This window comes from Brevibacterium pigmentatum (assembly GCF_011617465.1).
GTDB lineage: Bacteria > Actinomycetota > Actinomycetes > Actinomycetales > Brevibacteriaceae > Brevibacterium > Brevibacterium pigmentatum.
This window is the reverse complement of the sequence record NZ_CP050153.1, coordinates 589,336-613,139: the sequence shown is the minus strand read 5'-3', so window position 1 is coordinate 613,139 and position 23,804 is coordinate 589,336. Positions and strand designations below refer to the sequence as shown.

Below are 23,804 nucleotides of genomic sequence, written 5' to 3'. Positions count from 1 at the left end.
GACCTCGTGATCTCGTCGAGAATGATCGTCCAGAAGTATGAGATTCTTCGTACTTCGGGTTCGCACTCTACTACGATGAATTTCGTACTACCAAATATTTCGTACAATGGAGGGATGCGGCGCTACCTGTGATCGGTGGCTGTTCAGATGACATCCACCGACGCTGATCGACGCGATAGCGAGATGGGAGGATCCAGATGCGCACACTCGACCACCCCAGCAGGGACGAGATGAGACTCGACACCGTCCTGGCCGCCCTCGCCGACCCGGTCCGCCGCACCGTCGCCTGCAAGCTCAACGACGCATTCGGCGATCATGCGTGCGCGACCTTTGAGTTGCCGGTGTCGAAGTCCACGGCGACCTACCACTTCCGCACTCTGCGCGAAGCCGGCGTGATCCGACAGGAATATGAGGGCACGAAGATCATGAATACCCTGCGCAAGGACGATCTCGATGCCCGCTTCCCCGGCCTCCTCGACGCCGTGTTCGCCGCCCAGAACATCGAACGCGCCGAGGCGACCGCCCCCGAATCTCGCGACTGACCCGGCCGAGTCGCCTCCGCCCAGACGTGACCGAAACGGTCGGGCGAGGCACTCCCCTGCGCAAGACCGGGCTCAGCTCCTGACCGTCTGCCCCTCCTGCCGGGACTTGGCCCGACCGCGGGCAAGATCGACCAGTCCGATGATTCCGGCGAAGGCGATGACGAGCGCAATGAACCCGAAGCCCGCCACGATGGCGGCGCCGTAGCCGGCCATCGGTTGGACGACGAAGAACACGGCGGTGACGATCGCGATGCCGATGGCCGTGCCCACCCGCTGCCCGGTCTGCATCACGCCGCCGGAGCTGCCCGCATATTCGACTGGCACCTCGGCCAGAGTGAGGGTCTGATTAGGGCTGATCGCCATGCCCTGCCCGAGGCCCGTGACCCCGAGTGTGAGGAGCAGCCACCAGATGCTGATCCCCCAGGCCTCATGGGCCAGTACGAGCAGCGACGAGGCGACGACCCCGGTCAGACCGATTGCGACCCCGAGGACGACCATCTTCCTGCCGAAGGTGAGCACGACACGGCCTGCCGCCTGTGCTGCGATGGCCGAGAGCAGCGCCGAGGGCAGACCGACGAGGCCTGCATGGAGGGCGGGGAAGCCGAGACCGTTCTGCAGGTAGAGCGCCACGATGACCCAGATGCCGGGCATTCCGACGAAATACATGGACGTCAGCGATGCCCCGTAGGCGAAGCTCCGCGTCCGGAACAGCTCCATGTCGACCATCGGCGATCCGCCTCGGCGAGAGTAGCGGTTCTCCCATCGCACCCACACCCAGACGACGGCGACGCCGACGGGGACGAGGGCATAGATCCAAGCACCTGCGCTGCGCTCGAGGAAGGGCAGCATGACCAACAACGTGCCCACACCGAGCAGAATGAGCCCGACCGGATCGAAGTCGGCCCGGCGTCGGCCGTGCGAATCGGACGCGGTGCCGATGCCGACCCAGGCGCTCTGCGGGAGCCAGAACCGGCCGAGGATGATTGCGGCCAAGGCGATCGGCACGTTGATGAGGAACGCCGAACGCCAGCCCCACTCGTCGCCGAGAACAGCGATGAGCCCGCCGCCGAGCACGGGGCCTATGCCCACGGAGACCCCGACGATCGTGCCGAACATCCCGAAGGCGCGACCACGCACCTGGCCGTGGAAGTACTGCTGGAGCATCCCCACGCCCTGGGGGCTGAGCAGTCCGGAGCCGAGACCCATGACGACACGTGCTATGTTGAGCACGAGCGGGTCCGGGGACAGTCCCGAGATGAGGGAGCCGAGGGCGAAGACACTGACGCCGATGACGAAGAGCCGACCACGGCCGAAGAGGTCACCGGCTCGGCCGGCTGCGACGAGGAGCACGCCGAACGCGAGCGTATAGCCCGAGAGTACCCACTGGATCGCCGAATTCGAGGCGCCGATCGAGCGCTGCATGTCGGGGAGGATGACATTGACGATCGAGACGCTCAGCAGCGACATGAACATCGGGACGAGCATCACCGCCAGGATCTTGCGCTGCTCTGCCGTCATGACCGTCTCGGAAACATTACCCATTCATATAGTTCTACGCCGCCCTGCCGACAAGCACAATCGGCCTCCGAGGTGCGTTTGCTCCCGCACTACGGAGGCCGATGTGTCCGAAAAAGCTGCGGCGGGTCTACTCCCCGCGGCCGATGGCCTCCACTGCCGTCGGATCTGACGAGTGCAGGAACTCTTCGATGCGGGCGGCTTCCTCGCCTTCACCGATCGCGCCGGCGGCACGGCCGAGGGCGTGAAGCGCGCGGAGGAATCCGCGGTTGACTTCGTGCGAGTACGGGATCGGTCCGGCGCCGCGCCATCCGGCGGCACGCAGGGCGTCGAGTCCGCGGTGGTAGCCGACGCGGGCGTAGGCATAGGCGTCGACGAGGCGGCCCTCCTTGTGCGCTTCATCCGCGAGTTCTGCCCAGGCCAGGGAGGAAGCCGGCAGTGCCGCGGCGACGTCGATGGGCTCTTCACCTGCGTCGATGCGCTTGCGAGCGTCGACGTCGGGGTGATCATCGGGCAGGTAGGTCGGCTGCGGGCCGAGCTGGCTGGCATCCAGATTCCCGATATGCGATGGGTTGCCGATGGGCTGAGTCATTGCGTCTCCTTCTTAGTCGGTCTTCACTTCGGACGGCAGGATCTTGTACGGGTTCTCACTCAGTGCTCCGGTGACCCCGGCGTCGGCGAGCTTCTCGAGCTGCTTCTTGTCCTTGACTCCGGTGGCCCACACGTCGAGGTCGACTCCGGTCCACTTCTCGGCGGCATCGGCCTCGACGGCCAGGGCCGTGTACCCGTCGCTGGACAGCGACTCGTTCCCGGTAGCTGTCACGTCTCCGGTGAACATGGCGCCAACGCCGGCATCGGCGGCGGCGCGGGCCACCTCGGCGTCATCGGTGCGCACGAGCGTCGAGTCCTGGAGCCCCGCCTCGGTGATGGTCTGCAGTGCCGACTTCGCCACCTCGGCGGAGTCGATGGCGGGCAGGAATACTGTGTCCCCGCCGAACTCGTCGACGATCTGATCCCAGGTCATGGGCTCACTGGGGCTCGTGTCCTTGCGGGCCGGTTTGATGGTCTGGTCGAGGAATTCCGCGGAGTCGAGCTCGTCGAGGGACTTCTTCAGCCCCATGTCCTCGGCCGCGGTCTCCGGGTTCGCGGCGACGATCGTGCCGTCGCCCAACGCCGACAGAGTGGGCGCGGGCAGGTAGCCGAACTTCACGTTCTCGGTGAAGGCGAGCTTCGAGTTCGCCGGGTACACCGAGGATCCGCCGTCGAGGGCGCCCACGGCTGGCGGGTTGAGCGAATCGACGGTGAGCTGGTCCTTCGACCCGAAGATGTTCATCGCGAGCACGCCGCCGACGAGGAGGACGACGATGGCGCCGGCCCACAGAGGTGCATTGAATTTCTTCGGCGCCGGGCGGTCGGGCACGGGAATGCGTTCGGCCGATTCGGGATCAGGCGTGGGCAGCGGATCATTGGTGCCGCGGCCGTAGCGGTCCTTGTGGCCCTGGTTCGGCTTCTTCTTGCTCATCGGCTGCTGTCTTCCGTCGTTCCGGCTCCGGTGACGAGTCCCCGGAGGAACCCGGCACCCCAGCACAAGTGCATGGTCGGCAGGACGATGCCGAACCAGAACCGCTCCCGTCGTCCGCAGTCCTTCGCCGCCGAGGCGGTCGCCAGGATTCCGGCGATGTAGCCGAAGCTGGGCACGTGGATCAGCGAGGTGAAGCGGCGAAGGAACTTCGGCCACTTCTTCGTCGACCCGGACAGCTGGAGGAATGTCTCTATCACGGCCGCGCTCATGCCGAGCACGAGCAGCGGCGGGGCGAAGTAGCGCAGCGAGTTCTGCGAACCGTAGCGGCGGATGAGTTCGGCGCGCCAGATTCCGGTGGCCCAGAACTGCTGCGCGATCTTCGACCAGGTGCCGCGCGGCCAGTAGGTGACTTCCATGTCGGGGTTGAACCAGATGCGGCCGCCGGCGGAGCGGATGCGCAGGTTGAGCTCCCAGTCCTGACCGCGTTTGATGCCTTCGTCGAACCCGCCGAGGTGGTCGAACACTTCCCGTCGGTACACGCCGAGGTACGCCGATTCGGCTTCCTGCGCCTCATCACCGGAGTGGTAGGCGGGACCGCCGAGGCCGACGGGCGACATATAGGCGCGCGCCACGGCCTTCTGGAAGGAAGTCTTGCCACGGGCGAGCATGAGTCCGCCGCAGTTCGCGGCCTTCGTCTCACGCAGGGTGTCGATGGCCTGCCGAGTGTAGTCGGCGCCGAGCCCGGAGTGCGCGTCGACGCGGATGATCACCGGGTGGTGGGTCGCCGCGATGGCGAGGTTGAGGCCGATCGGGGTCGCGGCCTGCGGGTTGTCGACCGTCTGGATCCGCGAATCGCGGGCTGCCATCGATTCGATGATGGCGTTCGTATCGTCGGTCGAGGGGCCGAGAGCGAGGACGATCTCTTTGTCCCCGTCGTACTCCTGGGCAAGGATCGTGGTGATCGCCTGCTCGATGTGTTCGGCCTCGTTGAGGACCGGCATGATGAAGGAGACACCGGGCTTCTCGTTAAGCGGCGGAAGGCCCTCCGGGGTCAGGATCTCAAGTACTTTCGACACGCCCTCAATCTTCCCATACCTGCGCGCTCCCGGTCTTGAGGGGGCATACAGATGGAGCCCGGCACGCGCCGGACGCCCCGTCGGCACCAGAGGCCTCGTCGGCGCCGGGGCCCGGCTTCACAGGCCCCGAGCGATGAGCTCCTTCATGATCTCGTTCGTGCCGCCATAGATCTTCTGCACCCGGGCATCGGCGTAGAGGCGAGCAATCGGGTATTCGACCATGTATCCGTAGCCGCCGAAAACCTGCAGGCAGCGATCGACGATCCGGTTCTGAGCATCCGTGGCCCAGTACTTCCCGGCCGACGCCTGTTCGGTCGTCAGCGTTCCCTCGATGTGTTCGCTGGTGAGGTGGTCGATGAAGGTGCGGACGGACAACGCCTCGGTGGCACATTCGGCGAGGACGAATTTCGTGTTCTGGAAACCGAGGATGGGCCGACCGAAAGCCTCCCGCTCCTTCGCGTAGGCGATGGTCGCGCGGACGGCGAATTCCGCGGTCGCGGCACCGCCGACGGCGATCGCCAGTCGTTCCTGAGGCAGCTGCTGCATGAGCTGGATGAATCCGCGGCCTTCGGCTCCGCCGAGGACGTTCTCGGCCGGGACGCGCATGTCCTCGAAGAACAGCTCCCTCGTGTCCTGCCCGTGCAGTCCGACCTTCTCCAGCACACGTCCGCGCGAGAACCCCGACAGATCATTCACCTCGGCCACGATGAGCGAGACACCCTTCGCGCCGGGCTCGTCGCTGGTGCGGGCCACGATGATGACGAGGTCGGCATGGGACCCGTTGGTGATGAACGTCTTGGCGCCGTTGATGACATATTCGTCGCCGTCACGCACCGCCCGGGTCGTGATGTTCTGCAGGTCCGATCCGGTGCCCGGTTCGGTCATGGCGATCGCCGACACGAGCTCACCGGTGGCCATGCGGGGCAGCCACCTGCGCTTCTGCTCTTCGGTGCCGAAGGCGTTGATGTAGTGGGCGTTGATCGTCGAGTGGACGCTGTTGCCCCAGGCGGTGTCGCCCACGAACCCCTGTTCCTGCAGGAGCACCGCCTCGTGGGCGAAGGTGCCGCCACCGCCGCCGTACTCTTCGGGGATCGAGATGCACAGCAGACCGGCGTCGCCGGCCCGGGTCCACGTGTCACGATCGACCTGTTTCTGCTCGGCGAAGCGGGATTCGTGCGGCACGATCTCCTTGGCGAAGAATCCGCGTGCCAGATCGCGCAGGTCATCCGTCTCCTGGGTCTCCCAGGCGCCGCGGTATCCGTCGAGAATCATTGTGATGTCTCCTGAATCTGCTCGTCGTGTTGGTTCCGAAGGGCCGTGCCGACCCCAGAGAGGTCAGTGGTGGGAGGTGCTGATGAGGGGGATGCGGGGTGCTGGTGCGGAGATGCGCTCTGGGTGATCATGTGGGGGTATTCGTGTGCGCGTTGATCAGCCGAGAGCGACTCGCTCAACGGGCAGATCATGCGCGGCTGCGAAGTCGATCCAGTACGCCGTCGGCTCGGCGGCGAAGGCCTTCTCGAGTTCCTCGTGTTCGGACCCGACGAGGGAGGCCAGCGCCTTCGCGAAATGAGGCTCGAGGCAGGCGACGGCAATATGACCGTCAGCCGTCGAGTAGGTCCGATAGAAAGGCGTTCCCCCGCCGAGGGGACCTCCCGGTGTGCTCATTTTGTGCCGTGCCGGTCCCGCCGCCCATTCGGCCGCCTCGTCGAGGACGACGCGACTGACGATTCCGCCGCCGTGCTGACCGTTCGCGTCCTGATCACCGGCACCCTGGGCAGCAGTGCGTCGGGTCTCAAGTTCGTGCAGCCCTGCCAGAGCCTGGAGTGCCGCGTGCTCGCCGCCGAGGACATCGGCGACGGGCACTGTGGGCATAGTTCCGGGGAGGAGGGTGGAGTGCGCTGCCTGATAGGTGAGGTCGTGGCCGGGGACGTCGGCGCGGTCGCCGGCAAAGCCGACGATCTCGACGTGGACCAGCCCGTGTTCGTCGACGAGTTCCGGCAGGCCGAGAGCGGCGGCTGCGCGGGGACGCATCGAGGTGAGCAGCAGGTCGGCCCCGGCCAAGAGCGTCCGGAGCTGTTCGATTCCCTCATCATCTTTGAGGTCGATGGTGCGGATCTCCTGGCCGTCGGTGAGCTCCTGGTAGTAGGCGGGAAACATCAGGTTGAGGGGATCGCCGATGGGCGGTTCGACCTTGATGACCCGGGCACCGAGAGCATGCAGGCGCGCTGCCGCCAGCGGTCCCGGCAGATTGACGGCAAGAGAGATCACCGTGACTCCGCTGAGCGGTTGAGAAGCGGTCATTCGCGGATCCCCCGGTCGAGTCGAATCAACTTTCCTGAATGAATGTATAGGATATTGAAAGAACGTTCAATACCATGACGAGAAGTTTCCGGTTTCCAGGTACGAACACCGACACGAGCACGAGCATCGGCAGGAGAAAGGGCAACAGCATCGGTCTGAGAGAATGGCCCCGGACGACAGAAGTGAGGACATGGATGTGCCGATGAATGCGGAGCGCAAGAGCAGGAACGCCGACGCCGGCGAGTCCTCGGCGATAGATCTCACGAGCCGTGCCCGGATTCGCAATGCCGGTCTCCATCAGTTCGCCACGACCGGATTCGCCGGCACTCCCCTGCGCGCGATCGCCTCCGAAGCGGGAGTGGCCATCGGCCTGATCTCACACCACTTCGGCTCGAAGGACGGACTGCGGGCGGCTGTCGAGAGTTGGATCGTCGACCAGTTCGCCGCAGCGATCACCGAAGCCGATGCCGCAGCTCCGGACTCCGTCGCGGATACCGCCGGGCGCGATGCCGCGGTGGCTCAGATGCTCAAGGCGAACCCGCTCATAGTCGGCTACCTGCGCCGCGAACTCCTCGAAGGCTCTGCCGGTCGCACTCTCATCACACGCCTGGCCAGGCTCTCACTGCAGAGCGTGGATTCCATGCGCTCGGGAGGCGTCGCCTCGACGGACAGGAGTCGCGTCGATCAGGTCGTCACAGTCATGATCCGGCAGCTGGGCAAGCTGTTCCTCCAGCCGCTCGTCGATCAGGTCGTCGACTCGTTTTCCGCTGATGAACGCCCGGCGGCGAAGCCGGAGCTGACGATCACCGTGCGCACACCGCAGAATTGATCCAGCTCAACTGCACCCTCCCTCGCCTGCGCAAATATCACGCCGTCTGCCCTCCGGGTGGTAAGGAGGGAGCATGGACGCTCCGGGACACTCCGACCTTCCAGCACGCCTTCGCGGCAGCTCTGGCCGGATCCCACATCGTCGCCCACGGCGTGAACGACCCGACGGAACGAGCCTGGCCGAGACAGTCGAAGGCTGCGAGCTCCCTGCAGGCGAGGCCCTCAGAGGTTCTGCCACTCCGGCTTGTTCTCGTACGCGTGGCGGTAGTAGTCGCCGAGCTGCAGCCTCGACGCCGACGCATCATCGAGCAGCACCGTGACGTGCTGATGCATCTGCAGCACAGTCGCCGGCCACATCGCCGAGATCGGCCCCTCGATCATCTGGTGCACGGCCTCGGCCTTGTTGCCTCCGGTCGCGACGAGCACGAGGTGCTTGGCCTCCATGATCGTGCCCATCCCCTGCGTGAGGCACAGCTTCGGCACCTGCTCGACGTCGCCGTCGAAGAACCGCGCATTGTCGAGCCGCGTCTGGTGCGTCAGGGATTTCACCCGTGTCCGCGAGGCCAGGGATGATCCGGGTTCGTTGAACGCGATGTGACCGTCGCTGCCGATCCCGAGGATCTGCAGGTCGATCCCGCCCGCCTCGGCGATCTTCCGTTCATAGTCCGCCGAGGCGGCCGCCAGGTCATCGGCGGATCCCTCGGGACCGTGGACGGCGCCCTCGGCGAAATCGACGCGGGTGGCGATCTCGGTGTCGATGACGTTGCGATAGCGCTGCGGATGATCCTCGGCGATGCCGACGTACTCGTCGAGCATGAACGCCTGCGCGTGCGCGAAGGACAGTCCTTCGTTCGTGTGGCGGGTGGTCAGCTCATCGTAGATGCGCAGCGGGCTCGAACCGGTCGCCAGCCCGATGACCGGTGCGGCTTCGGTGCGCAGCAGCCGCTCGATCGCATCGGCGGCGAGCTCCGCCAGCGTGTATTCGTCGGCGATGACGACTTCCATGTGGTCTCCTTCGTCGTTCAGTCAATCATTTCTGTTCAAGGGCGCGCATGATCGGCTCATAGTGGGCAGTGATCGCGGCGCGGAAAGCCTCGGCATCGCCGGATTCCGCCGCTTCGAGCATGAGCCCATGGGCCTGCGCGGTCTGCTCCAGGTCGGAGGCCACGGCCACATTGAGTTTGGGCAGCACGGCCGTGTGCACGTCCCAGAACGCTGCGACGAGTTGACCGACGAGCGAGTTTCCGAGTTTCGCGAGCAGGCCGGTGTGGAAGGCGCGGTCCTGCCGCGGGAAGGTCTTGCCGGCGGCGGCGAGCGCGGTCATCTTATCGACTAGGGAGTGCAGGTCGGGGTTCGAGGTTCCGCGCAGTGCGTCGACGATCTGCTCGGACATTCCGTGGTCGAGGGCCTTACGCACCTCGACGACATCGCGGAGGGCGCCGAGGTCGTCGCCGGGGCTGAGCACGCCGCGGAAGACGAGGGCTTCGACGAGGGCATCGAGCGTCATCTCGCCGACGTAGGTGCCGTGGCCGTGGCGGACGTCGACGATGTCGAGGGTCGAGAGTTTGCGGATGGCTTCCCTGACGTTCGACCGCGAGACGCCGAGGCGGGTGCACAGTTCGCCTTCGGTCGGCAGCAGGTCCCCGGGACGCAGACCGTCGGAGAGGATGAGACCCTTGATCCTGTCGGACGTCGTCACTTTCCGTCCGGTCTCTGTCGTCTCCGCCATGATCACCTTCTGCTGGTCGTTCCACGCTGAGCCTCCAGTATACGTCTGACGTCAGATGTACCGGTGATGAGTTCCCTCCTCGAGACGAGAGCCAGCGTCCTTGTCATATACGCGGCGCTCGATGACTACTAGAGTGATAGGAGTCAGCGGTCGTCGCACGGCCGACAACCACGACCCATTGGAGGAGTCATGAGTGGAGTGGCGGTCACCATCGCCGTTGTCATCATCATCCTCGTCGTCGCCGTCCTGCTGTTCGGGAAGCTGCGCACGAGCGTGTTCTTCACGGTGAAGACGCAGGAGAACGTCATCGTCGAACGATTCGGCAAGTACAAGAAGGTCGCGCGGCCGGGGCTGAACACGAAGGTGCCGTTCATCGAGACGACGAGCAGGCCGATCTCGCTGCGCGTCCAGCAGCTCGAGGTAAACATCGAGTCGAAGACGAAGGACAATGTCTTCGTCACCGTTCCCGTCGCGGTCCAGTACGTCGTCGAAGAGGACAACGTCGCCGATGCCTATTACCGTCTGGCGAATTCGGAGGAGCAGATTCGCTCCTATGTCTTCGACACCGTCCGTTCGGCGCTGTCGGGACTCACGCTCGACACCGCGTTCGAGTCGAAGGATGACATCGCCGAAAACGTCGAGCGCCGACTGTCGGAGTCGATGAAGCGCTACGGCTTCAAGATCGTGAGCACTCTGGTCACGGACATCACCCCTGATCCGCGCGTGCGGGATTCGATGAACTCGATCAACGCCGCGCAGCGTGACAAGGTCGCCGCGCAGTCGCTGGCCGAGGCCGACAAGATCAAGCGCGTGACTCAGGCACAGGCCGAATCGGAGGCGATGCGCCTGCACGGTGAAGGCGTGGCCGCTCAGCGGAAGGCAATCGCCAACGGCATCGCCGAACAGTACGCACTGTTGCAGGAGGTGGGCATCCACAAGACTGCCGAGCAGCTGCTGATGATGACCCAGTACTTCGACACGATGCAGAACGTCGCGCAGGAGGGCCGGTCGAACGTGCTGTTCATGCCGTCGAACCCGGGCGGCCTGGGCGAGATGGGCCAGGAGATCCGCAATGCCCTGTTCGCCGCCAATGCCGCCGACGAAGGCTCGCATCTGCCCGCTCCGCAGGGCCGCGACGATGCGGGCGATGATTCCAGGCGCAGCTCCGGCAGCGGCGCCGACCGTACGAACGTCCCGCCGCAGCCGACGACTCCCCCGGCAGATCGGTCCGGGCAGTATGCCGGCGGGCAGGGCCAGGGCGGCTCCGGACAGGGAGCGGGCGGACAGGGTCAACCGGGGCAGGGCCAGCCGGGGCCGGGCCAAGGTCAGCACGGTCAGCAGGGCCACACGGATCCGCGCTCCGCGGCGCAGTCGGCCGTTCGCGCCGCCGCCGAGCAGTGGCGCAACCGCCGAGGCGGCAACCAGCGCTGAGCCGGCAACGCTGAGCCGGCAGAGCTGAACCGGCCAGCAGAGTTGAGCTGGCAGACACCGCTCAGCGCACACCGCCGTGGGGCGGGTGAAGAGAGATCTTCACCCGCCCCACATCCGTATGCGCACCCCCGGAAATCCACTTGGGAACTCCACCACCGGCGGGGTCCTCCCCATAGGAACTCGCCGCCACCTGGGAACTTTTCTTCCTAGAAACTCGCCGCCTCCTGGGATTTCGACGCCGCCCGCGAACTGACTGACTCCTGGGAACTCGCCGCCTCCCGGAACTATTGGTTGTGCACAATTGAATTGTGTGCAATCATTTTCACATGAACGCGCTCGATCTCGACCGGCAGCTCTGCTTCGCTCTCTATTCGGCGTCACGAGCGATGACCGCGTCGTACAAAGATCTGCTTGCCGAACTCGGCATCACCTATCCGCAGTATCTGGTGATGCTCGTGCTGTGGGAAGAGGGTTCCGACGACGATGGTGTGACGGTCAAGCGCCTCGGCGAGCGTCTGCAGCTCGACTCGGGCACACTCTCCCCTCTGCTGTCACGACTCGAATCGCTCGGCTTCGTCACCCGCCATCGTTCCGCCGAGGATTCGCGCAGAGTTCTCGTCCGCGCCACCGCCGAGGGCGCGGCGGCCAAAGCACGCGCCGAATGCGTCCCCGCCCGGATCGGTGAGCGCACGAATCTCGACCCCGCGTCGATGCCCGAGCTGCTGAAGACCCTGCGCACGCTGACGAGGAACCTGCGCGCGGAACCGGCGCCCGTCGAGTCCCCCGACCCCCTGCCGCACCATTGAACTCACACCGCGCCTCTGCATTCCAGTGCGCCACTGAACCCGTACTGCACCGCTGACCCCACTGATCACCGCCGATCCCACTGATCCGACAATGCACCACCAACGGAAGGAAACATCATGAAGGCTCTCTACACAGCAGAAGCGCTGGCCACAGGCGAAGGCCGCGACGGCCACGGACGCACGAGCGACGGAAAGGTCGATGTCGATCTCGCGACTCCGACCGAGATGGGCGGCAGCGGCAACGGCACGAATCCCGAACAGCTCTTCGCCGTCGGCTACGCGGCCTGCTATCACTCAGCGCTGCGCCTCGTGGCCGGTCAGGCCAAGGCGAACGTCGACGATTCCACGGTCGGCTCACGTGTGAGCATCGGCAAGGACAATGAGGGCGGGTTCCAGCTCGCCGTCGAACTCGAGGTCACACTCCCGCACCTCGACAAGGCCGAGGCCCAGGCGCTGGCCGACAAGGCCCACAAGGTGTGCCCGTACTCCAACGCCACCCGCGGCAACATCGACGTCACCATCACCGTCACCGACGACTGAGCGGCAACGCGGCAACGCGGCTGCCGGGAGTCGGCGGCAGCCCTCCGGCGGCTGACCGGCTCCCGCGCGCCGGCGCGGGCCAGAACCTCCGGCCGCAACAACAGCTGAGGGGCGAGTGAAGATCTCTCTTCACCCGCCCCTCAGCGCCGTTCGGATTCAGCAGCCGGCCCGCAGACCTTGCCTCACCCAAATCTCAGCTGACATCAGCGGATACCAGCGGGCGCATGCGAACCTCAGCGCGACGTTATGACCTCAGCGCTCGGCCATGGCTTCCAGCGCGGACTTCTCGACCGCCTCGGCGACGGCCGGAGCGACTCGGGAATCGAGCGCACCGGGCACGATGTAGCCGGGCTCGAGGTCATCGCCGACGAGATCGGCGATCGCACGTGCGGCGACGAGCTTCATATCGTCGGTGATCTCATTGGCATCGGCGTCGAGCGCGCCGCGGAAGATTCCGGGGAATGCGAGGACGTTGTTGATCTGGTTCGGGAAGTCGCTGCGTCCGGTGGCCACCACGGTGGCGTACTTGGACGCGACGTCGGGGGCCACCTCGGGGTTGGGGTTAGACAGGGCGAAGATGATCGCGTCGTCGGCCATGTTCTCCAGGTGCGCCTCGTCGATGGTGCCGCCGGAGACGCCGATGAAGGCATCGGCACCGTCGAGGGCTTCGCCGATCCCACCGGAGATTCCGCGCGGATTCGTCGACTCGGCGAGGAACTGCTTGGTCTCGGACAGGTCGGAGCGGCCGGACTCGACGACTCCCTTGGAATCGAGGACGACGATGTCCTTCACACCCGCGTCGGCGAGGATCTTCACCACGGCCACACCGGCTGCACCGGCGCCGGAGACGACCACGCGGACGGACTCGAAGGACTTCTTCACCACGCGCAGAGCGTTCGTCAGAGCGGCGAGGACGACGACGGCGGTGCCGTGCTGATCATCGTGCATGACGGGGATGTCGAGGGCTTCCTTGACCCGGTCCTCGATCTCGAAGCAGCGTGGGGCGGAGATGTCCTCGAGGTTGATTGCGCCGAAGGTCGGAGCCATCCGGACGATCGTTTCGACGATCTCGTCCGTGTCATTGGTATCGAGCACGATCGGAATCGCATTCAGCCCGGAGAAGGACTTGAACAGAGCGCACTTGCCCTCCATCACCGGCAGCGAGGCGGCCGGACCGATGTCACCGAGGCCGAGCACAGCCGATCCGTCAGAGATGACCGCGACGAGTCGGCCGGTCCACGTGTGCGTGCGCGCCAGCTGCGGTTCGTCCTTGATCGCGGTGCAGACCTTGGCCACGCCCGGGGTGTACGCGATCGACAGGTCGCGCTGGGTCTGGAGCGGTGAGGTGAGCTCGGCGGAGAGCTTGCCGCCTTCGTGCGCCTCGAAGATCTCGGCGTCGGTGATCGGGCCCTTGGAGCCCTGGTCGGAAGCGGCGGAGTTGTGAGCGGTGGTCGTCATGGTTGATCCTCATGGTTGATGCGGCGGCGGTCCGTGAGCGTGAGGTGCTCGTGAGTACTGGGACTCGAGAGGTCCGGGGACTCGTGAGTCTTCGGGGACTCGTAGGTCTTTGGGGCCTCTTGAGTTCGTCGAACTCGTGAAGTCCGTGAGCTTTTAAGTTCCGTGAGCTTTTAAGTTCCGTGAACTCAATGATCGGTGCTCACCGTGTTCGGTGAGCATTCTGTTCGGTTATCGGATCATCGGCGCAGCCGGCAGTGATCGTCTGGCCGTCGGCCGGCGCGGACACGGTCGACCGTGAGCGCAGGCGATGGTCTGGGCGAAGAACTGGTCACCAGTGAAGGATGGTGCGGTGACGTCGACGCGACCCGCGACGTGCCCTAGGTGAAGGGCGACGCGGTTTCGCGCAGTGCGGATACGGCTCGCATGTGGCGAGTACCGACCTCATGGGTCGCATCCGGCAACTCGAACATCATAACCGAAGCTGTGACCCGTTTCACCCGAAAATCCAACCCTCGCCGAGGCGGCCCCACCTTCAGGTGGCATGTTCTCCAGACCTTTGGACCACCGTAGGGTGCACCTTGAGGTGCACCGTGGGGTGATGCTGTGGGGTGATGCTGTGGGGTGGTGATACTGCTGGGCCGCTCTCGACGGGCCGGGATGGTCCAGGTCTCCGATCACGGCGATAGCGCTGCAGGCATCTTCTTCGCCGCCTCACCTCCTCGCTCCACCTGCTCTCGCCGCACCGCCTGCCCCGCCAACTGAGACAGACCTGCCTCGAGAAGGCTCATTCACACCGATACCGCGTCTGACCTGCTCAGACATTGCCTATCGCTCTTATGTCAGTGTCGAGTGCAATGATGATCAGATAACCGAAGAACCTAACATGAGAACTCGAAACATATTCGAATCTTCTCTTGTGTTTCTATTGTATATGTCATCCTGGTCATCTAATATAGCGTTAACAGCTTTTCAAATCAGCACCACTTCCCCGACAGCGAAGTCCGCGGCAGGTGAAAGAGCAATGAAGGGCACCACCAACCGTTCGACCCCCGATCAGACCGAAGAACCGGGCGTGACACAGCCGTCGCCCCGATTCGCCATCCGCTTCGAATCGAGCATGTCTCGCTTCGCCGAGAACGCCGTCGCGTCCGACCGCGCCCATTTCTCGCTTCTCGAGTCAGTCTCTTCAGTCGTCCTCGAGCAGGTTTTCATCGGCTTCGATTTCCCCGTTCCCGAGGGCTCCGAACCCTTCCGCTGCGAAACGATCGCAGAATCCTTCGACCGTCGCGCCAGAGAGTCCGAACAGAGCGCCGGACGCGACAGCGAGGAGTCGGCTGAACCATCTGAGTCGGCACCCGAGACCTGGCCCAAGGACGCATCGTCCCCCACCTCCACATCAGTAGTGCCCTATGACGCCGGCTTCGCCCGCCAGCAGTTGAAAAAGGCGGCCGAGTCCGTTTCGAAGGAACTGCCCGAATTCCCCGAGCTCGATGAAGGCGTCTGCTTTTCGAAGTGGGTCCATGACTATGTCGATGCTGAGGATCTCGTCGAGATCTCGACGATTTTGGGAACCAACACTGCTCGCACCTACCGTCAGCTGACCGGCGCAATGACGATCTTCTATGGTCTCCCCCGCTTTGCCGATCGAGTTCGCGCAGGCGAGTTCACCCAGGCTCATGTCGACGTGGTCTCCCGCCAATGTGCCGATGTCGCGTTTGACTACCTCCCGAAACTCGATATCTTCCTGGCTGCCAGGCGCGCCGACATCACCTGCGAGACCTTGCGCCGGGACCTGGCGAAGATGATCGCCCTGCTCGTTCCACGGGTCGACAACACCGAGCTCGCCACCAAACGTCGTCGCGTCGACGTCGAGGGTTTTAAGGACGGCTCGGCTTGCCTGACCCTCAGCGGCCCTTCGGCTGAGATCTTCGCCTGCTACAACCGCATTCAAGGCATCGCGCTTGCCGTGCACGGCAACAACAAGTCGGCGTTCAATCTGCCCGTGGGGGTTGAGATCAGCGATGACCGGTCTATCTCGCAGCTCGAGTACGACCTCTTCACCCGACCTGTGCCAGAACTCAAGGTCAAGGTCATCTCGGTCGACCCGATCACGGGAATCCAAACTGCCAAAGAAGCGTCGCTGCTCGACTCCGACGGCGAACTCATTCCGGACATGGACTGCGATGACGCCGTCGCTGGTTTCGCCAAGGACGTCGCTTCGGGATCCGCTGACAGCACGGAGTCATCTGACAGCAATTCCTCGCAAGTCGGGTCGGCTGGACCTGCTGCTTCTGTCGGTTCCGATGAGTCCACCGGGTCCGCATTCCGCTGCGACGGCGAGGATGAGGATACTGCCGGACCCGTTGAGTATTTCGTCAAGCTGCGCATGCCCACCAGCAGCCAGTGGCTGTCGCATCAGGCCGCCACCGTGGTGACCGTTCCGTTCCTCTCGCTCACCGGAGACTCGGATCTGCCCGGCACCTTTGCCGACGGTTCCCCGGTACCCGCCGAGGTGGCCCGCAACATCGCGGGCCGTTCGAAGAGCATCCAGCGGATCCTCACCGATCCCGCTACCGGCACTCCCCTCGACGCTAAGGCGACGACTTACCAGGTCCCCAGAGATCTCCGGAAGACCTTGATCGAGCAGTGGACGGTGTGCACCGTTCCCGGCTGCTCGCGTCGGGCTGAGAAGTCAGAGATCGACCATGTCGTTCCGTTCTTCCATCTGGATCCGCTCAAGGGCGGTCTCACTCGGTTCGGAAACCTGCATCCGCTGTGCAAGAAGCATCATTCGTTGAAGACCGCCGGCCGTCTTCGGGTCACTATGCCCAAATCCGGTGAGCTCGACTACGAGTTCAAACACGGGATCTCGACCACTGTGTCTGCGCCCGGGCAGCCGATCAACGTTGCGCAAGCGCTCGAATTCGATGCCTTGGGACGACTGGGTCTCAAACGGTGGAAGCTGCCCTGGTCAATGGTGCCTACTGCACCAACGGTGCTCGAACTCATGCCTGGTGAATCGACGATCCGCCAGCGCGATGAAGAGAAGCGCTGCCGAGAGGAGCGCGAGGCACGTGAGCGCCGTCTGGCGGAAGCTTTCGAGAAGCAGCAGGCTGAAACTCGTCGGCTGCGGCTGGAACGCTGCCTCAATTGGGAGAAGTCTGCCCACCAGCTTAGTCTTCCCGCAGGAAGCGACACTGCAACCAGAAAGCAGCTGACTGGAAACTGGTATGCGGGCTACCGCGCTCAGATAGCCAAGATCAATATGGAGCGCGCACGCCTTCGGAAAGAGAAGCTGCGCGAGAAGAAGGCAGCCGCGGCCCGAGACGCCGACGTCGTCGCTCGGGAGCGGGCCGCCATCGCCGAGGCGCTCGCCGATGCTGCCCCGAGGTACTCCCAGGACAGCTCAGGAGTCAACGATCCCTGGGATTCCCGGTACGTACCCGAGAAGGTGAATTGGGACCACGACCTCGAGGTCGATCCCCCGCCGTTCTGATTACGCGGCAAGGGGCCTGCTCCCAGCTTAGACAGCGGCGGCGAGTGCCGGTACGTCTGCCGCCCCTCCTCTACTGCAGAGCGCGGCTTTCGTCCACTGCGTCGACTTCAGTTGTGAGGTCACGACCACGGGTCTCTGGCGCGAAAAGTGCGCCGAGCAAGCCGCAGCCAGCAAAGAGGATGAGAACGATCGCGACGGGCCACCACGAGTCTGTGATCACAGCTACGAGCGCAGCCGCAATCACCGGCGCCAAGCCGCCGGAAACTACCGACCCAACTTCCTTGATCGTAGTCATGAACGTATACCGGTGTTTCGATCCAAACAGTTCAACCAACCAGCTCGACTCAACGCCATAGAGGTTCGGCAGGGGGCCGCCCACGAAGATAGCGAATACCGCGGCAATGACGATCGGATTGCCGGTCTCGATGAGCAACATAGCCGGAATCGCGAAGAGGATCTGGAAGAGAGTGAAGCCCAGGAACACCGGCCGTCGGCCCAACTTGTCGCTGAGCTTGCCGAAATACGGCACGGTTGCGAAACCGATGACGGTTCCGATCATGATGCCTGTCGTAACCACCGCGGAATCCAGACCGGTCGTAGTCACAACCCATCCGACCATGAAGCCTTTGACCAGGTAGACAGCAGAATTCTCGCCCATGCGGATGCCCAGGGCGAGCAGAAACGACTTTGCCGACTGCCGTGCCTCGACAAGAATGCTCGGCTGCTCCACCTGGTTCGCAGTGGCCTCCGCGCGGCGTTCCTTGGCTTCCTCAAACACCGGAGATTCCTTGACCTTCGTGCGAATCGCCAGTGCCACGAAAGTGGTGACGATGCTGAGCAGGAACGGAACCCGCCAGCCCCAGCTGAGGAAGGCGTCATCGGGCAAAAGTGTGAGTAGAGTCCATAGCACTGTGGCCAGGAATATTCCGCTGTTTGTCCCCATCGCAACGATCGCTCCGAAGAGCCCACGGCGACGCACGGGCGACGATTCAACCAATAGCACCGAGGCCCCGGCCAGTTCGGCTCCGGCCCCGAACCCTTGCACGAGTCGGAGAAGGACTAGCAGTGCCGGCGCCCAGATACCGATCTGTGCATAAGTCGGAAGAAGCCCGATGCCCATGGTCGCGATGCCCATCATCGACAGCGTGACGATAAGAACGATCCGACGTCCGTGCTTGTCACCGACTCGGCCGAAGACGTAACCGCCGATAGGTCGCACAACAAACCCGGATCCATAGACACCGAGGCTGGAGATCAGCGCCACTGCAGGAGTCTCATTGGGGAAGAACAGCGGCCCGAAGACCAAGGCGGAGGCAAGCGTGTAAAGAGTGAAGTCCATGTATTCGAGCGAACTGCCGAGCCATGAGGACCATGCGGCACGGCGCAGCTCAGGACGAGTCACGGTCGGATCAGGCGGTGATGCAACCTGGGTATTTGTCTTCATTGACATGATTTCAACTTTCTTCGATTTGTAGTCTCGCGTGCTCGGTATGAGAGCTTCAGCTGTCCGCTGGTGCCTGCCACTGTGCACGGACTTTGTGGACGTGTGAGAACATCTGTTCAGCGCAAGTAGATGCGGGTGGGATCGAGCGACTCTCGCAGCAGTGTCAACTCACTTTGAGTCGGCGACTGAGTCGTCTCGAGGTCGGGCGAGACCTGCAGGTCCCACCCGGTCTGTCGCACCGCCTCGGCGGGGTCGACACCTGGATGAACGGCAGTCAAAGTGAGCTCTTCGTCCTGATCGAAGCGTGTCATGATTCCCAAGTCGGTGATCACGTGAGTCACTCCTGCGCCTGCCGGCATTGACCCGGTTTCCGCCTCGGCAGCCTTCTTCGGTCCCGGAGATGTGACGAAGTCCAATGATTCGACGAAGGTGCGCGGGGTGTGTCGGCGCATGACAAGGAAGATTTCGGCTGCACCTGCCATCGCTTCAATGGCCCCACCCGAACCCGGAAGTCGACTGTCGGGGTGCTCCCAGTCCTCGCCGATGAGGGTGGAGTTGAGGTTCCCGTACTTGTCGACCTGCGCGGCACCAAGAAATGCGACATCGATGCGCTGGCCCTGCAGAATATAGTTGAACAAGTGCGTCATCGGCATCACCGAGGCGGCGCCCGGGACCAGAATCGAATCCGAGATGCTTCGAGGCATAGCTGGCGGCTTGGCGCCAGTAACTCCCGACTCGTAGACGATCTCGACGTCCGGCGACACAGTTTGCTGGGCCAGGGAGACAGCCAACGTGGGCAGGCCATGTCCGGCGAAGACTACGTTGCGGCCGGCCAGCGCCCGGGCCGAATGGACCGCGAGAAGTTCGCTACTGGTGACTTCACTGCCGGTAATCTCGCAGATCTGGTTGCGGGTCTGAGTCTCAGTGGTGTCGTGAGCACTCAATGTCATGCTCTGCCTCCGTAATTCACAGGTGTCGAATAGGCGTCGTGGATGACCAACCGCTCGAAGTGGTCCGACCCGAGAGTGGCAAGGAACTCATCGTGGTCGCTCGTGCCGCGAATATTGATCTCGAGCCAGTCCTGAACCGCTGCCGCGTCGCGGGCGAGCACTGACCATTGTCTCGAGAACTCGTCGTCGCGGTCGTAATAGCCCTGGACGGAGTGAGGATGCGAGCCACGGGGAACGGCGACGACGGCGTCGACGACGTGCGCGGGAACGATCGTACGGTTCGGGTCGGCGCGGACGACGGCCTCGTCGACGATTTCCTCGACAGTGACGATAAGACGACGACCGGCGAATGCAGCTTCAGTTTGGATCCCGAGCATCCCCCAGGCCTGAACGTTTCCGTGCATGTCCGCGCGTTGGGCGTGGATGATCGTGAGGTCGGGGTTGAGGGCGGGGACGACGTGGATGCCGGACCCGCCGTATGGATCGGGCACGGATCTGATCCGGGGATTCTTCGCCGCCAGGTCGCTGCCCCGGTAAGACGCGATCGGCTGGAACGGAAGCTTCGCGGCACCGGCCTGATAGCGAGCAACCATTCCGCCGTGGCTGTATTCTTCGAACCACAGCGGTTTCGGGTCCGACTTCTCGATGCGCCGCCGCAGTTCATGAAGGGAACCTGCCGAACTGTTGGCGATGAATGAGGAGATGAGGCCCTGCAGGCAGTTCGCTCCGAGCAACTGGTCGACGATGACATCGCACGACATACGGGCGAGCACAAGATCTGTGAATCCTTGTCGGATGATCTCGTGCGCGGCGGCGACCGGCACGATATGACCGAACCCTTCCAGCGCAACAGTGTCTCCATCGCGCAGATAGGTACTGATCGCGCGGGGAAGACTCATCGTCTTGTCCATCGCGTTCCTCCTCGAACTTCGAATGGCTGTGACCTCAGTCATCCTTTCAAAGTCATTGATACCCGTCCAATACTTATACTGGAGGTGATTAATGCACCAACTGCACGAATAACTCCCGGTCCTCATTGAACGAGGAGGACGCACTGACGATTGGCACACCGGTATGGACACTAAGCACTTCCGAGCGTTCCTCGTCCTCGCTGAGGAACTTCACTTCGGCCGGGCTGCCGAACGACTTCACATAACCCAGCCGCCCCTCAGCCGACTCATCCGCAGTCTGGAGGTCGAATTGTCGGCTCAGCTGTTCGAACGAAGCACCAGGTCGGTGCGCCTGACTCCGGCAGGTCAAGCGCTCATCGAACCTGCCCGCGACATCCTCATGAGCCATCGCCTCGCCGACTCCGCAGTACAGGCGGCCGGGAAAGGAGAAGTAGGACACTTGCGCCTGGGCTTCACCGGTATCGCTACCCACAAACTAATAGGGCGGCTGCTGAAACTAGTCCGCAGCGCTCATCCCGGAATCCATCTGAGCCTGCAAAGCGCATCCTTCGCGCTGCCCGCCATTGACAGCGTCGCTGATGGTTCGATGGACCTCGCGTTCGGAATCTGGCCTTTCGTCCCACAGTCCATCGAGACGAGGATCGTCGCCCAGGAGTCGCTCGTCGTGGCCATGCACCGAGAGCACGCGCTGGCAGACAGAGAGTCGGTATCGATGAGCGAACTCGAGGGAGAGGACTTCATCACATTGCCGCCGAACCCGGGCTCGACGACGATTGAACGGCTCTACGCGCTGTCTCAGGCCGCAGGATTTAATCCCACCGTGATTCAGGTCGCTCCGGATACATGGACGATTCTCTCGCTCGTCGGCGCGGAAATCGGATGCTCGGTCACCGTGTCGTCGGTGCCGCAGAATGCCTCCTTCCCCAACATCGCTTTCGTCCCCCTAAAGGATCCGAAAGGGCCGTTCCCACTTCTCATGGCATGGCGCAGAAACGACGTCAGTCCCGCCCTAGCCGAGGTGCTTCGTCTTGCCCACCAGCTGTGCCCCACCCCTGTCCCGTAGACTCACATCGATAATCGATCGCTCGAACTGTCTTTCGAGCTTCACGACGAGGATGTGGTGATTCATGAGCGTGCTGTATCTGGTCCGACATGGACAGGCGTCGTTCGGCACCGATGACTATGATCGGCTGTCTGATCTCGGCAAGGAGCAGAGCCGCATCACCGGACGCTTCCTCGCCGCACAGGGCATCGAGCCGGACAGGATCGTCCATGGTGAGATGCTGCGGCAGCGCCAGACGGCCGAAGGCCTCCTCGAAGGCATGGGCCTGAGCATGGATGCCCATGTCGACTCCGGGTGGAACGAGTACGCCGCGTGGGAGCTCACCGGTGTACTCGACGATGTCGATCCTCGTGCCAAGCACGATTCGAAGATCTTCCAGGGCGAACTCGAACGCGGTGCCGCCCGTTGGGCCTCGGGCGAACACGACGAGGACTACCGGGAGACCTACAAGCAGTTCACTTCACGCGTCGAACGCGCCCTGGATGATGCCGTCGCCGCCATGGGGTCGGGGCAGTCGACGATCGTCGTCTCGAGCGCCGGCGCGATTGCGTGGACCGCGGCCCGTCTGATCGGCGGCGACTTCGACCAGTGGATGGCGTTCAACCGGGTGACAATCAACACCGGCATCACGAAGATCATCACCGGCCAGTCCGGCACCAGCCTCATCTCGTTCAACGACCACGGCCACCAGGACCCGAAGAACGCCACCTACCGCTGAGGCGATAGGGATCCGAACCGGCGATTCAGTCGGCCGCGGCCTCTTCTGACCGACCGTGTTCGACCCCGGTGGGAATTCCGATCAGTACCGGTTCCGCAGGCCCGCAGCATCCGGCCGCTTCGTCTGCCACACCGGCCGGCACATCGCATGACGTTCCGACGTCGGCTGAGCACACACCGGTCTCGGGCAGGACGAGTTCGACGCGGTCGGCAGCCTCCTGGTCCCCGGCGAGTGCCGCGACGACAGATCGGACCTGCTCGTAGCCGGTGTACATGAGGAACGTCGGCGCGCGCCCGTAGGACTTCATTCCCACGATGTAGAAGTCCGGCTCCGGATGCGCCAGCATCCTGGCACCATGTGGTGCGACCGTCCCGCAGCTGTGATGCTCGGGGTCGATGAGCGGCCCTAACTGCTGCGGAGCTTCGACGATCGGGTCGAGGTCGAGTCGGATCTCACGCAGGAATCCGAGATCGGGGCGGAAGCCGGTGGCAGGCACGACCCGATCGGCGTGGAGTATCACCGTTTCGCCGTCGGTTTCGGCAGCGATTGCGTCACCACTGTCGGTACCGAAACCCGTGATCGTCGTCGAGGCATGCACATCGATGACACCGGTCTCGACGAGGTGGCGGAGCCGAGCCCCGAGTGCACCGCGTGCGGGCAGACCGTCCTTGTCCTCTCCGCCGTAGACGGATGCCGGGTCCACGCGCCTGAGCACCCAGCCGATTCGCGTGTCCGGGGATTCCTCCCGCAGTTCGGCCAGAGCCAAGAGCGTGTTCGCCGCCGAATGCCCTCCTCCGACGACGAGAGTCCGCCGCCCGGCGAACTGCTCACGATCACTGCCGACCACATCAGGCAGAGGCGAGGTGACGAATCCGCTGCGGCGGGCTTCGACCTCACCCGGACCGTGGAGCCCGGACTGCCCCAGCGGGTTCGGGGTCTCCCAGGTTCCTGAGGCGTCGATAACAGCCTTGGCATGGACATCGACCGATGTCCCGTCGGAGCTCTGAGTGCGGACGAGGAACGGGGTCGATCCACGCTGCGAGGTTCCGGTGCGGTCCTTGCCGACTCGGCTCACTGCCACAACTCGGGTGCCGGTGAGGATAGCGTCACGGAGTTCAGCTGTTTCCGAAAGGGGGTTGAGGTAGTCCCGGATGAGCTCGGCGCCCGTGGGCAGGTGGTCTCCGTCGGGCTCCTGCCAGCCGGTGGGCGAAAGCAGACCTCGCGCCGCCTCGTCGATGTTGTACTTCCACGGAGAGAACAGACCGATGTGGCCCCATTCGGCGACTGCCGCGGCCGGGGAGGGTCCCGCCTCGAGAACGAGCGGGCGGATTCCGCGGGTGACGAGGTGGGCGGCGGCCGCGAGGCCGACCGGTCCGGATCCGATCACGACGACCGGCAGATCGGCGAGCGCATTGTCATTCATGGCGGGCCTCCTCGGTGGGTTGAGGTGATTCTGTGGGTTGAGGTGATGCCG

General features: G+C 63.9%; 21 protein-coding genes and 1 pseudogene. 9 read left to right on the top strand and 13 right to left on the bottom strand.

Annotated features, from left to right (window positions below):
* The first annotated feature begins 197 nt into the window (after positions 1-197).
* Positions 198-542: an ArsR/SmtB family transcription factor gene (locus tag GUY30_RS02660; RefSeq protein WP_167193874.1), complete on the top strand. Its 345-nt coding sequence runs from the start codon at positions 198-200 to the stop codon at positions 540-542.
* Positions 543-614: 72 nt separating this feature from the next.
* Here GUY30_RS02660 and GUY30_RS02655 read toward each other — a convergent pair whose 3' ends face one another.
* The 6 genes from GUY30_RS02655 to GUY30_RS02630 all read right to left on the bottom strand — a co-directional run bounded on the left by GUY30_RS02655 (position 615) and on the right by GUY30_RS02630 (position 6,956).
* Complete coding sequence (locus GUY30_RS02655) at positions 615-2,084, bottom strand: MFS transporter (RefSeq protein ID WP_167193872.1); 1,470 nt, start codon at positions 2,082-2,084, stop codon at positions 615-617.
* Between the two features lie 103 nt (positions 2,085-2,187).
* A complete protein-coding gene (locus GUY30_RS02650; protein WP_167193870.1) occupies positions 2,188-2,649 on the bottom strand; it encodes a DUF3151 domain-containing protein in 462 nt (153 codons plus the stop codon).
* A 12-nt stretch (positions 2,650-2,661) separates the two neighbouring features.
* Positions 2,662-3,579 (bottom strand): hypothetical protein, encoded by a 918-nt coding sequence (locus tag GUY30_RS02645; protein ID WP_228281644.1) that lies wholly within the window; start codon positions 3,577-3,579, stop codon positions 2,662-2,664.
* The gene (locus GUY30_RS02640; protein ID WP_167193868.1) at positions 3,576-4,655 is read right to left on the bottom strand and encodes a glycosyltransferase family 2 protein; all 1,080 of its coding nucleotides are present in this window, start codon (positions 4,653-4,655) and stop codon (positions 3,576-3,578) included. The genes GUY30_RS02645 and GUY30_RS02640 overlap by 4 nt, the downstream gene beginning before the upstream one ends.
* A 117-nt stretch (positions 4,656-4,772) precedes the next feature.
* Positions 4,773-5,927 (bottom strand): acyl-CoA dehydrogenase family protein, encoded by a 1,155-nt coding sequence (locus GUY30_RS02635; protein WP_167193866.1) that lies wholly within the window; start codon positions 5,925-5,927, stop codon positions 4,773-4,775.
* Between the two features lie 156 nt (positions 5,928-6,083).
* Positions 6,084-6,956, bottom strand: coding sequence for a CoA transferase (locus tag GUY30_RS02630; protein ID WP_167193864.1), 873 nt, complete (start codon positions 6,954-6,956; stop codon positions 6,084-6,086).
* Positions 6,957-7,146: 190 nt separating this feature from the next.
* Between GUY30_RS02630 and GUY30_RS02625 the strand changes: the two genes are divergently transcribed.
* Positions 7,147-7,785 carry a TetR/AcrR family transcriptional regulator gene (locus GUY30_RS02625; RefSeq protein WP_228281643.1) on the top strand — a complete coding sequence of 213 codons (639 nt, stop codon included), beginning with the start codon at positions 7,147-7,149 and terminating at the stop codon, positions 7,783-7,785.
* Between the two features lie 221 nt (positions 7,786-8,006).
* Here GUY30_RS02625 and nagB read toward each other — a convergent pair whose 3' ends face one another.
* Both nagB and GUY30_RS02615 read right to left on the bottom strand, forming a co-directional pair.
* Positions 8,007-8,789, bottom strand: coding sequence for a glucosamine-6-phosphate deaminase (gene nagB, locus GUY30_RS02620; RefSeq protein WP_167193862.1), 783 nt, complete (start codon positions 8,787-8,789; stop codon positions 8,007-8,009).
* 25 nt (positions 8,790-8,814) lie between these two features.
* A complete protein-coding gene (locus GUY30_RS02615) occupies positions 8,815-9,513 on the bottom strand; it encodes a FadR/GntR family transcriptional regulator (RefSeq protein WP_167193860.1) in 699 nt (232 codons plus the stop codon).
* 189 nt (positions 9,514-9,702) lie between these two features.
* Between GUY30_RS02615 and GUY30_RS02610 the strand changes: the two genes are divergently transcribed.
* From GUY30_RS02610 to GUY30_RS02600, 3 genes are all read left to right on the top strand, one after another.
* Entirely contained in the window at positions 9,703-10,944 is a 1,242-nt protein-coding gene (locus GUY30_RS02610) for an SPFH domain-containing protein (protein WP_228281640.1), read from the top strand.
* A gap of 326 nt (positions 10,945-11,270) precedes the next feature.
* On the top strand, positions 11,271-11,750 hold the full coding sequence (locus GUY30_RS18090; protein WP_039209214.1) for a MarR family winged helix-turn-helix transcriptional regulator: 480 nt from the start codon (positions 11,271-11,273) through the stop codon (positions 11,748-11,750).
* A gap of 117 nt (positions 11,751-11,867) precedes the next feature.
* Positions 11,868-12,290, top strand: coding sequence for an organic hydroperoxide resistance protein (locus tag GUY30_RS02600; protein WP_039209212.1), 423 nt, complete (start codon positions 11,868-11,870; stop codon positions 12,288-12,290).
* Positions 12,291-12,542: 252 nt separating this feature from the next.
* Here the strand turns inward: GUY30_RS02600 and GUY30_RS02595 are convergent, their stop codons facing one another.
* On the bottom strand, positions 12,543-13,748 hold the full coding sequence (locus tag GUY30_RS02595) for an NAD(P)-dependent malic enzyme (RefSeq protein WP_167193858.1): 1,206 nt from the start codon (positions 13,746-13,748) through the stop codon (positions 12,543-12,545).
* Between the two features lie 1,021 nt (positions 13,749-14,769).
* Here GUY30_RS02595 and GUY30_RS02590 point away from each other — a divergent pair.
* Entirely contained in the window at positions 14,770-17,244 is a 2,475-nt protein-coding gene (locus GUY30_RS02590; protein WP_167193856.1) for an HNH endonuclease signature motif containing protein, read from the top strand.
* Between the two features lie 70 nt (positions 17,245-17,314).
* Here GUY30_RS02590 and GUY30_RS02585 read toward each other — a convergent pair whose 3' ends face one another.
* The 3 genes from GUY30_RS02585 to GUY30_RS02575 all read right to left on the bottom strand — a co-directional run bounded on the left by GUY30_RS02585 (position 17,315) and on the right by GUY30_RS02575 (position 20,549).
* The gene (locus tag GUY30_RS02585; protein WP_228281639.1) at positions 17,315-18,688 is read right to left on the bottom strand and encodes an MFS transporter; all 1,374 of its coding nucleotides are present in this window, start codon (positions 18,686-18,688) and stop codon (positions 17,315-17,317) included.
* 116 nt (positions 18,689-18,804) lie between these two features.
* Positions 18,805-19,638 carry a CoA-transferase subunit beta gene (locus GUY30_RS02580; RefSeq protein WP_208091474.1) on the bottom strand — a complete coding sequence of 278 codons (834 nt, stop codon included), beginning with the start codon at positions 19,636-19,638 and terminating at the stop codon, positions 18,805-18,807.
* The gene (locus GUY30_RS02575; protein WP_167193854.1) at positions 19,635-20,549 is read right to left on the bottom strand and encodes a CoA transferase subunit A; all 915 of its coding nucleotides are present in this window, start codon (positions 20,547-20,549) and stop codon (positions 19,635-19,637) included. Before GUY30_RS02575 ends, GUY30_RS02580 begins: the two co-directional genes overlap by 4 nt.
* A gap of 163 nt (positions 20,550-20,712) precedes the next feature.
* On the opposite strand from GUY30_RS02575, the pseudogene GUY30_RS18025 reads away from it, so the two are divergent.
* The 3 genes and pseudogenes from GUY30_RS18025 to GUY30_RS02565 form a co-directional block, all read left to right on the top strand.
* Positions 20,713-20,838, top strand: a pseudogene (locus GUY30_RS18025) (LysR family transcriptional regulator); the annotation flags it as partial.
* 150 nt (positions 20,839-20,988) lie between these two features.
* Entirely contained in the window at positions 20,989-21,612 is a 624-nt protein-coding gene (locus tag GUY30_RS02570) for a LysR family substrate-binding domain-containing protein (protein WP_266096062.1), read from the top strand.
* Positions 21,613-21,676: 64 nt separating this feature from the next.
* On the top strand, positions 21,677-22,330 hold the full coding sequence (locus tag GUY30_RS02565; protein WP_167193850.1) for a histidine phosphatase family protein: 654 nt from the start codon (positions 21,677-21,679) through the stop codon (positions 22,328-22,330).
* Between the two features lie 25 nt (positions 22,331-22,355).
* Here GUY30_RS02565 and GUY30_RS02560 read toward each other — a convergent pair whose 3' ends face one another.
* Positions 22,356-23,753 (bottom strand): FAD-dependent oxidoreductase, encoded by a 1,398-nt coding sequence (locus GUY30_RS02560; protein WP_167193848.1) that lies wholly within the window; start codon positions 23,751-23,753, stop codon positions 22,356-22,358.
* Positions 23,754-23,804: the final 51 nt, after the last annotated feature.

What these genes read in the sequence shown, in the direction of transcription:
- GUY30_RS02615 (WP_167193860.1), bottom strand. Translation starts at nt 9,513, where the DNA reads ATGGCGGAGACGACAGAGACCGGACGGAAAGTGACGACGTCCGACAGG.
- GUY30_RS02610 (WP_228281640.1), top strand. Translation starts at nt 9,703, where the DNA reads ATGAGTGGAGTGGCGGTCACCATCGCCGTTGTCATCATCATCCTCGTC.
- GUY30_RS02660 (WP_167193874.1), top strand. Translation starts at nt 198, where the DNA reads ATGCGCACACTCGACCACCCCAGCAGGGACGAGATGAGACTCGACACC.
- GUY30_RS02590 (WP_167193856.1), top strand. Translation starts at nt 14,770, where the DNA reads ATGAAGGGCACCACCAACCGTTCGACCCCCGATCAGACCGAAGAACCG.
- GUY30_RS02650 (WP_167193870.1), bottom strand. Translation starts at nt 2,649, where the DNA reads ATGACTCAGCCCATCGGCAACCCATCGCATATCGGGAATCTGGATGCC.
- GUY30_RS02635 (WP_167193866.1), bottom strand. Translation starts at nt 5,927, where the DNA reads ATGATTCTCGACGGATACCGCGGCGCCTGGGAGACCCAGGAGACGGAT.
- GUY30_RS02595 (WP_167193858.1), bottom strand. Translation starts at nt 13,748, where the DNA reads ATGACGACCACCGCTCACAACTCCGCCGCTTCCGACCAGGGCTCCAAG.
- GUY30_RS02575 (WP_167193854.1), bottom strand. Translation starts at nt 20,549, where the DNA reads ATGGACAAGACGATGAGTCTTCCCCGCGCGATCAGTACCTATCTGCGC.
- GUY30_RS02565 (WP_167193850.1), top strand. Translation starts at nt 21,677, where the DNA reads ATGAGCGTGCTGTATCTGGTCCGACATGGACAGGCGTCGTTCGGCACC.
- GUY30_RS02645 (WP_228281644.1), bottom strand. Translation starts at nt 3,579, where the DNA reads ATGAGCAAGAAGAAGCCGAACCAGGGCCACAAGGACCGCTACGGCCGC.
- GUY30_RS02655 (WP_167193872.1), bottom strand. Translation starts at nt 2,084, where the DNA reads ATGGGTAATGTTTCCGAGACGGTCATGACGGCAGAGCAGCGCAAGATC.
- GUY30_RS02560 (WP_167193848.1), bottom strand. Translation starts at nt 23,753, where the DNA reads ATGAATGACAATGCGCTCGCCGATCTGCCGGTCGTCGTGATCGGATCC.
- GUY30_RS02625 (WP_228281643.1), top strand. Translation starts at nt 7,147, where the DNA reads ATGGATGTGCCGATGAATGCGGAGCGCAAGAGCAGGAACGCCGACGCC.
- GUY30_RS02585 (WP_228281639.1), bottom strand. Translation starts at nt 18,688, where the DNA reads ATGAAGACAAATACCCAGGTTGCATCACCGCCTGATCCGACCGTGACT.
- GUY30_RS18090 (WP_039209214.1), top strand. Translation starts at nt 11,271, where the DNA reads ATGAACGCGCTCGATCTCGACCGGCAGCTCTGCTTCGCTCTCTATTCG.
- nagB (WP_167193862.1), bottom strand. Translation starts at nt 8,789, where the DNA reads ATGGAAGTCGTCATCGCCGACGAATACACGCTGGCGGAGCTCGCCGCC.
- GUY30_RS02580 (WP_208091474.1), bottom strand. Translation starts at nt 19,638, where the DNA reads ATGACATTGAGTGCTCACGACACCACTGAGACTCAGACCCGCAACCAG.
- GUY30_RS02630 (WP_167193864.1), bottom strand. Translation starts at nt 6,956, where the DNA reads ATGACCGCTTCTCAACCGCTCAGCGGAGTCACGGTGATCTCTCTTGCC.
- GUY30_RS02600 (WP_039209212.1), top strand. Translation starts at nt 11,868, where the DNA reads ATGAAGGCTCTCTACACAGCAGAAGCGCTGGCCACAGGCGAAGGCCGC.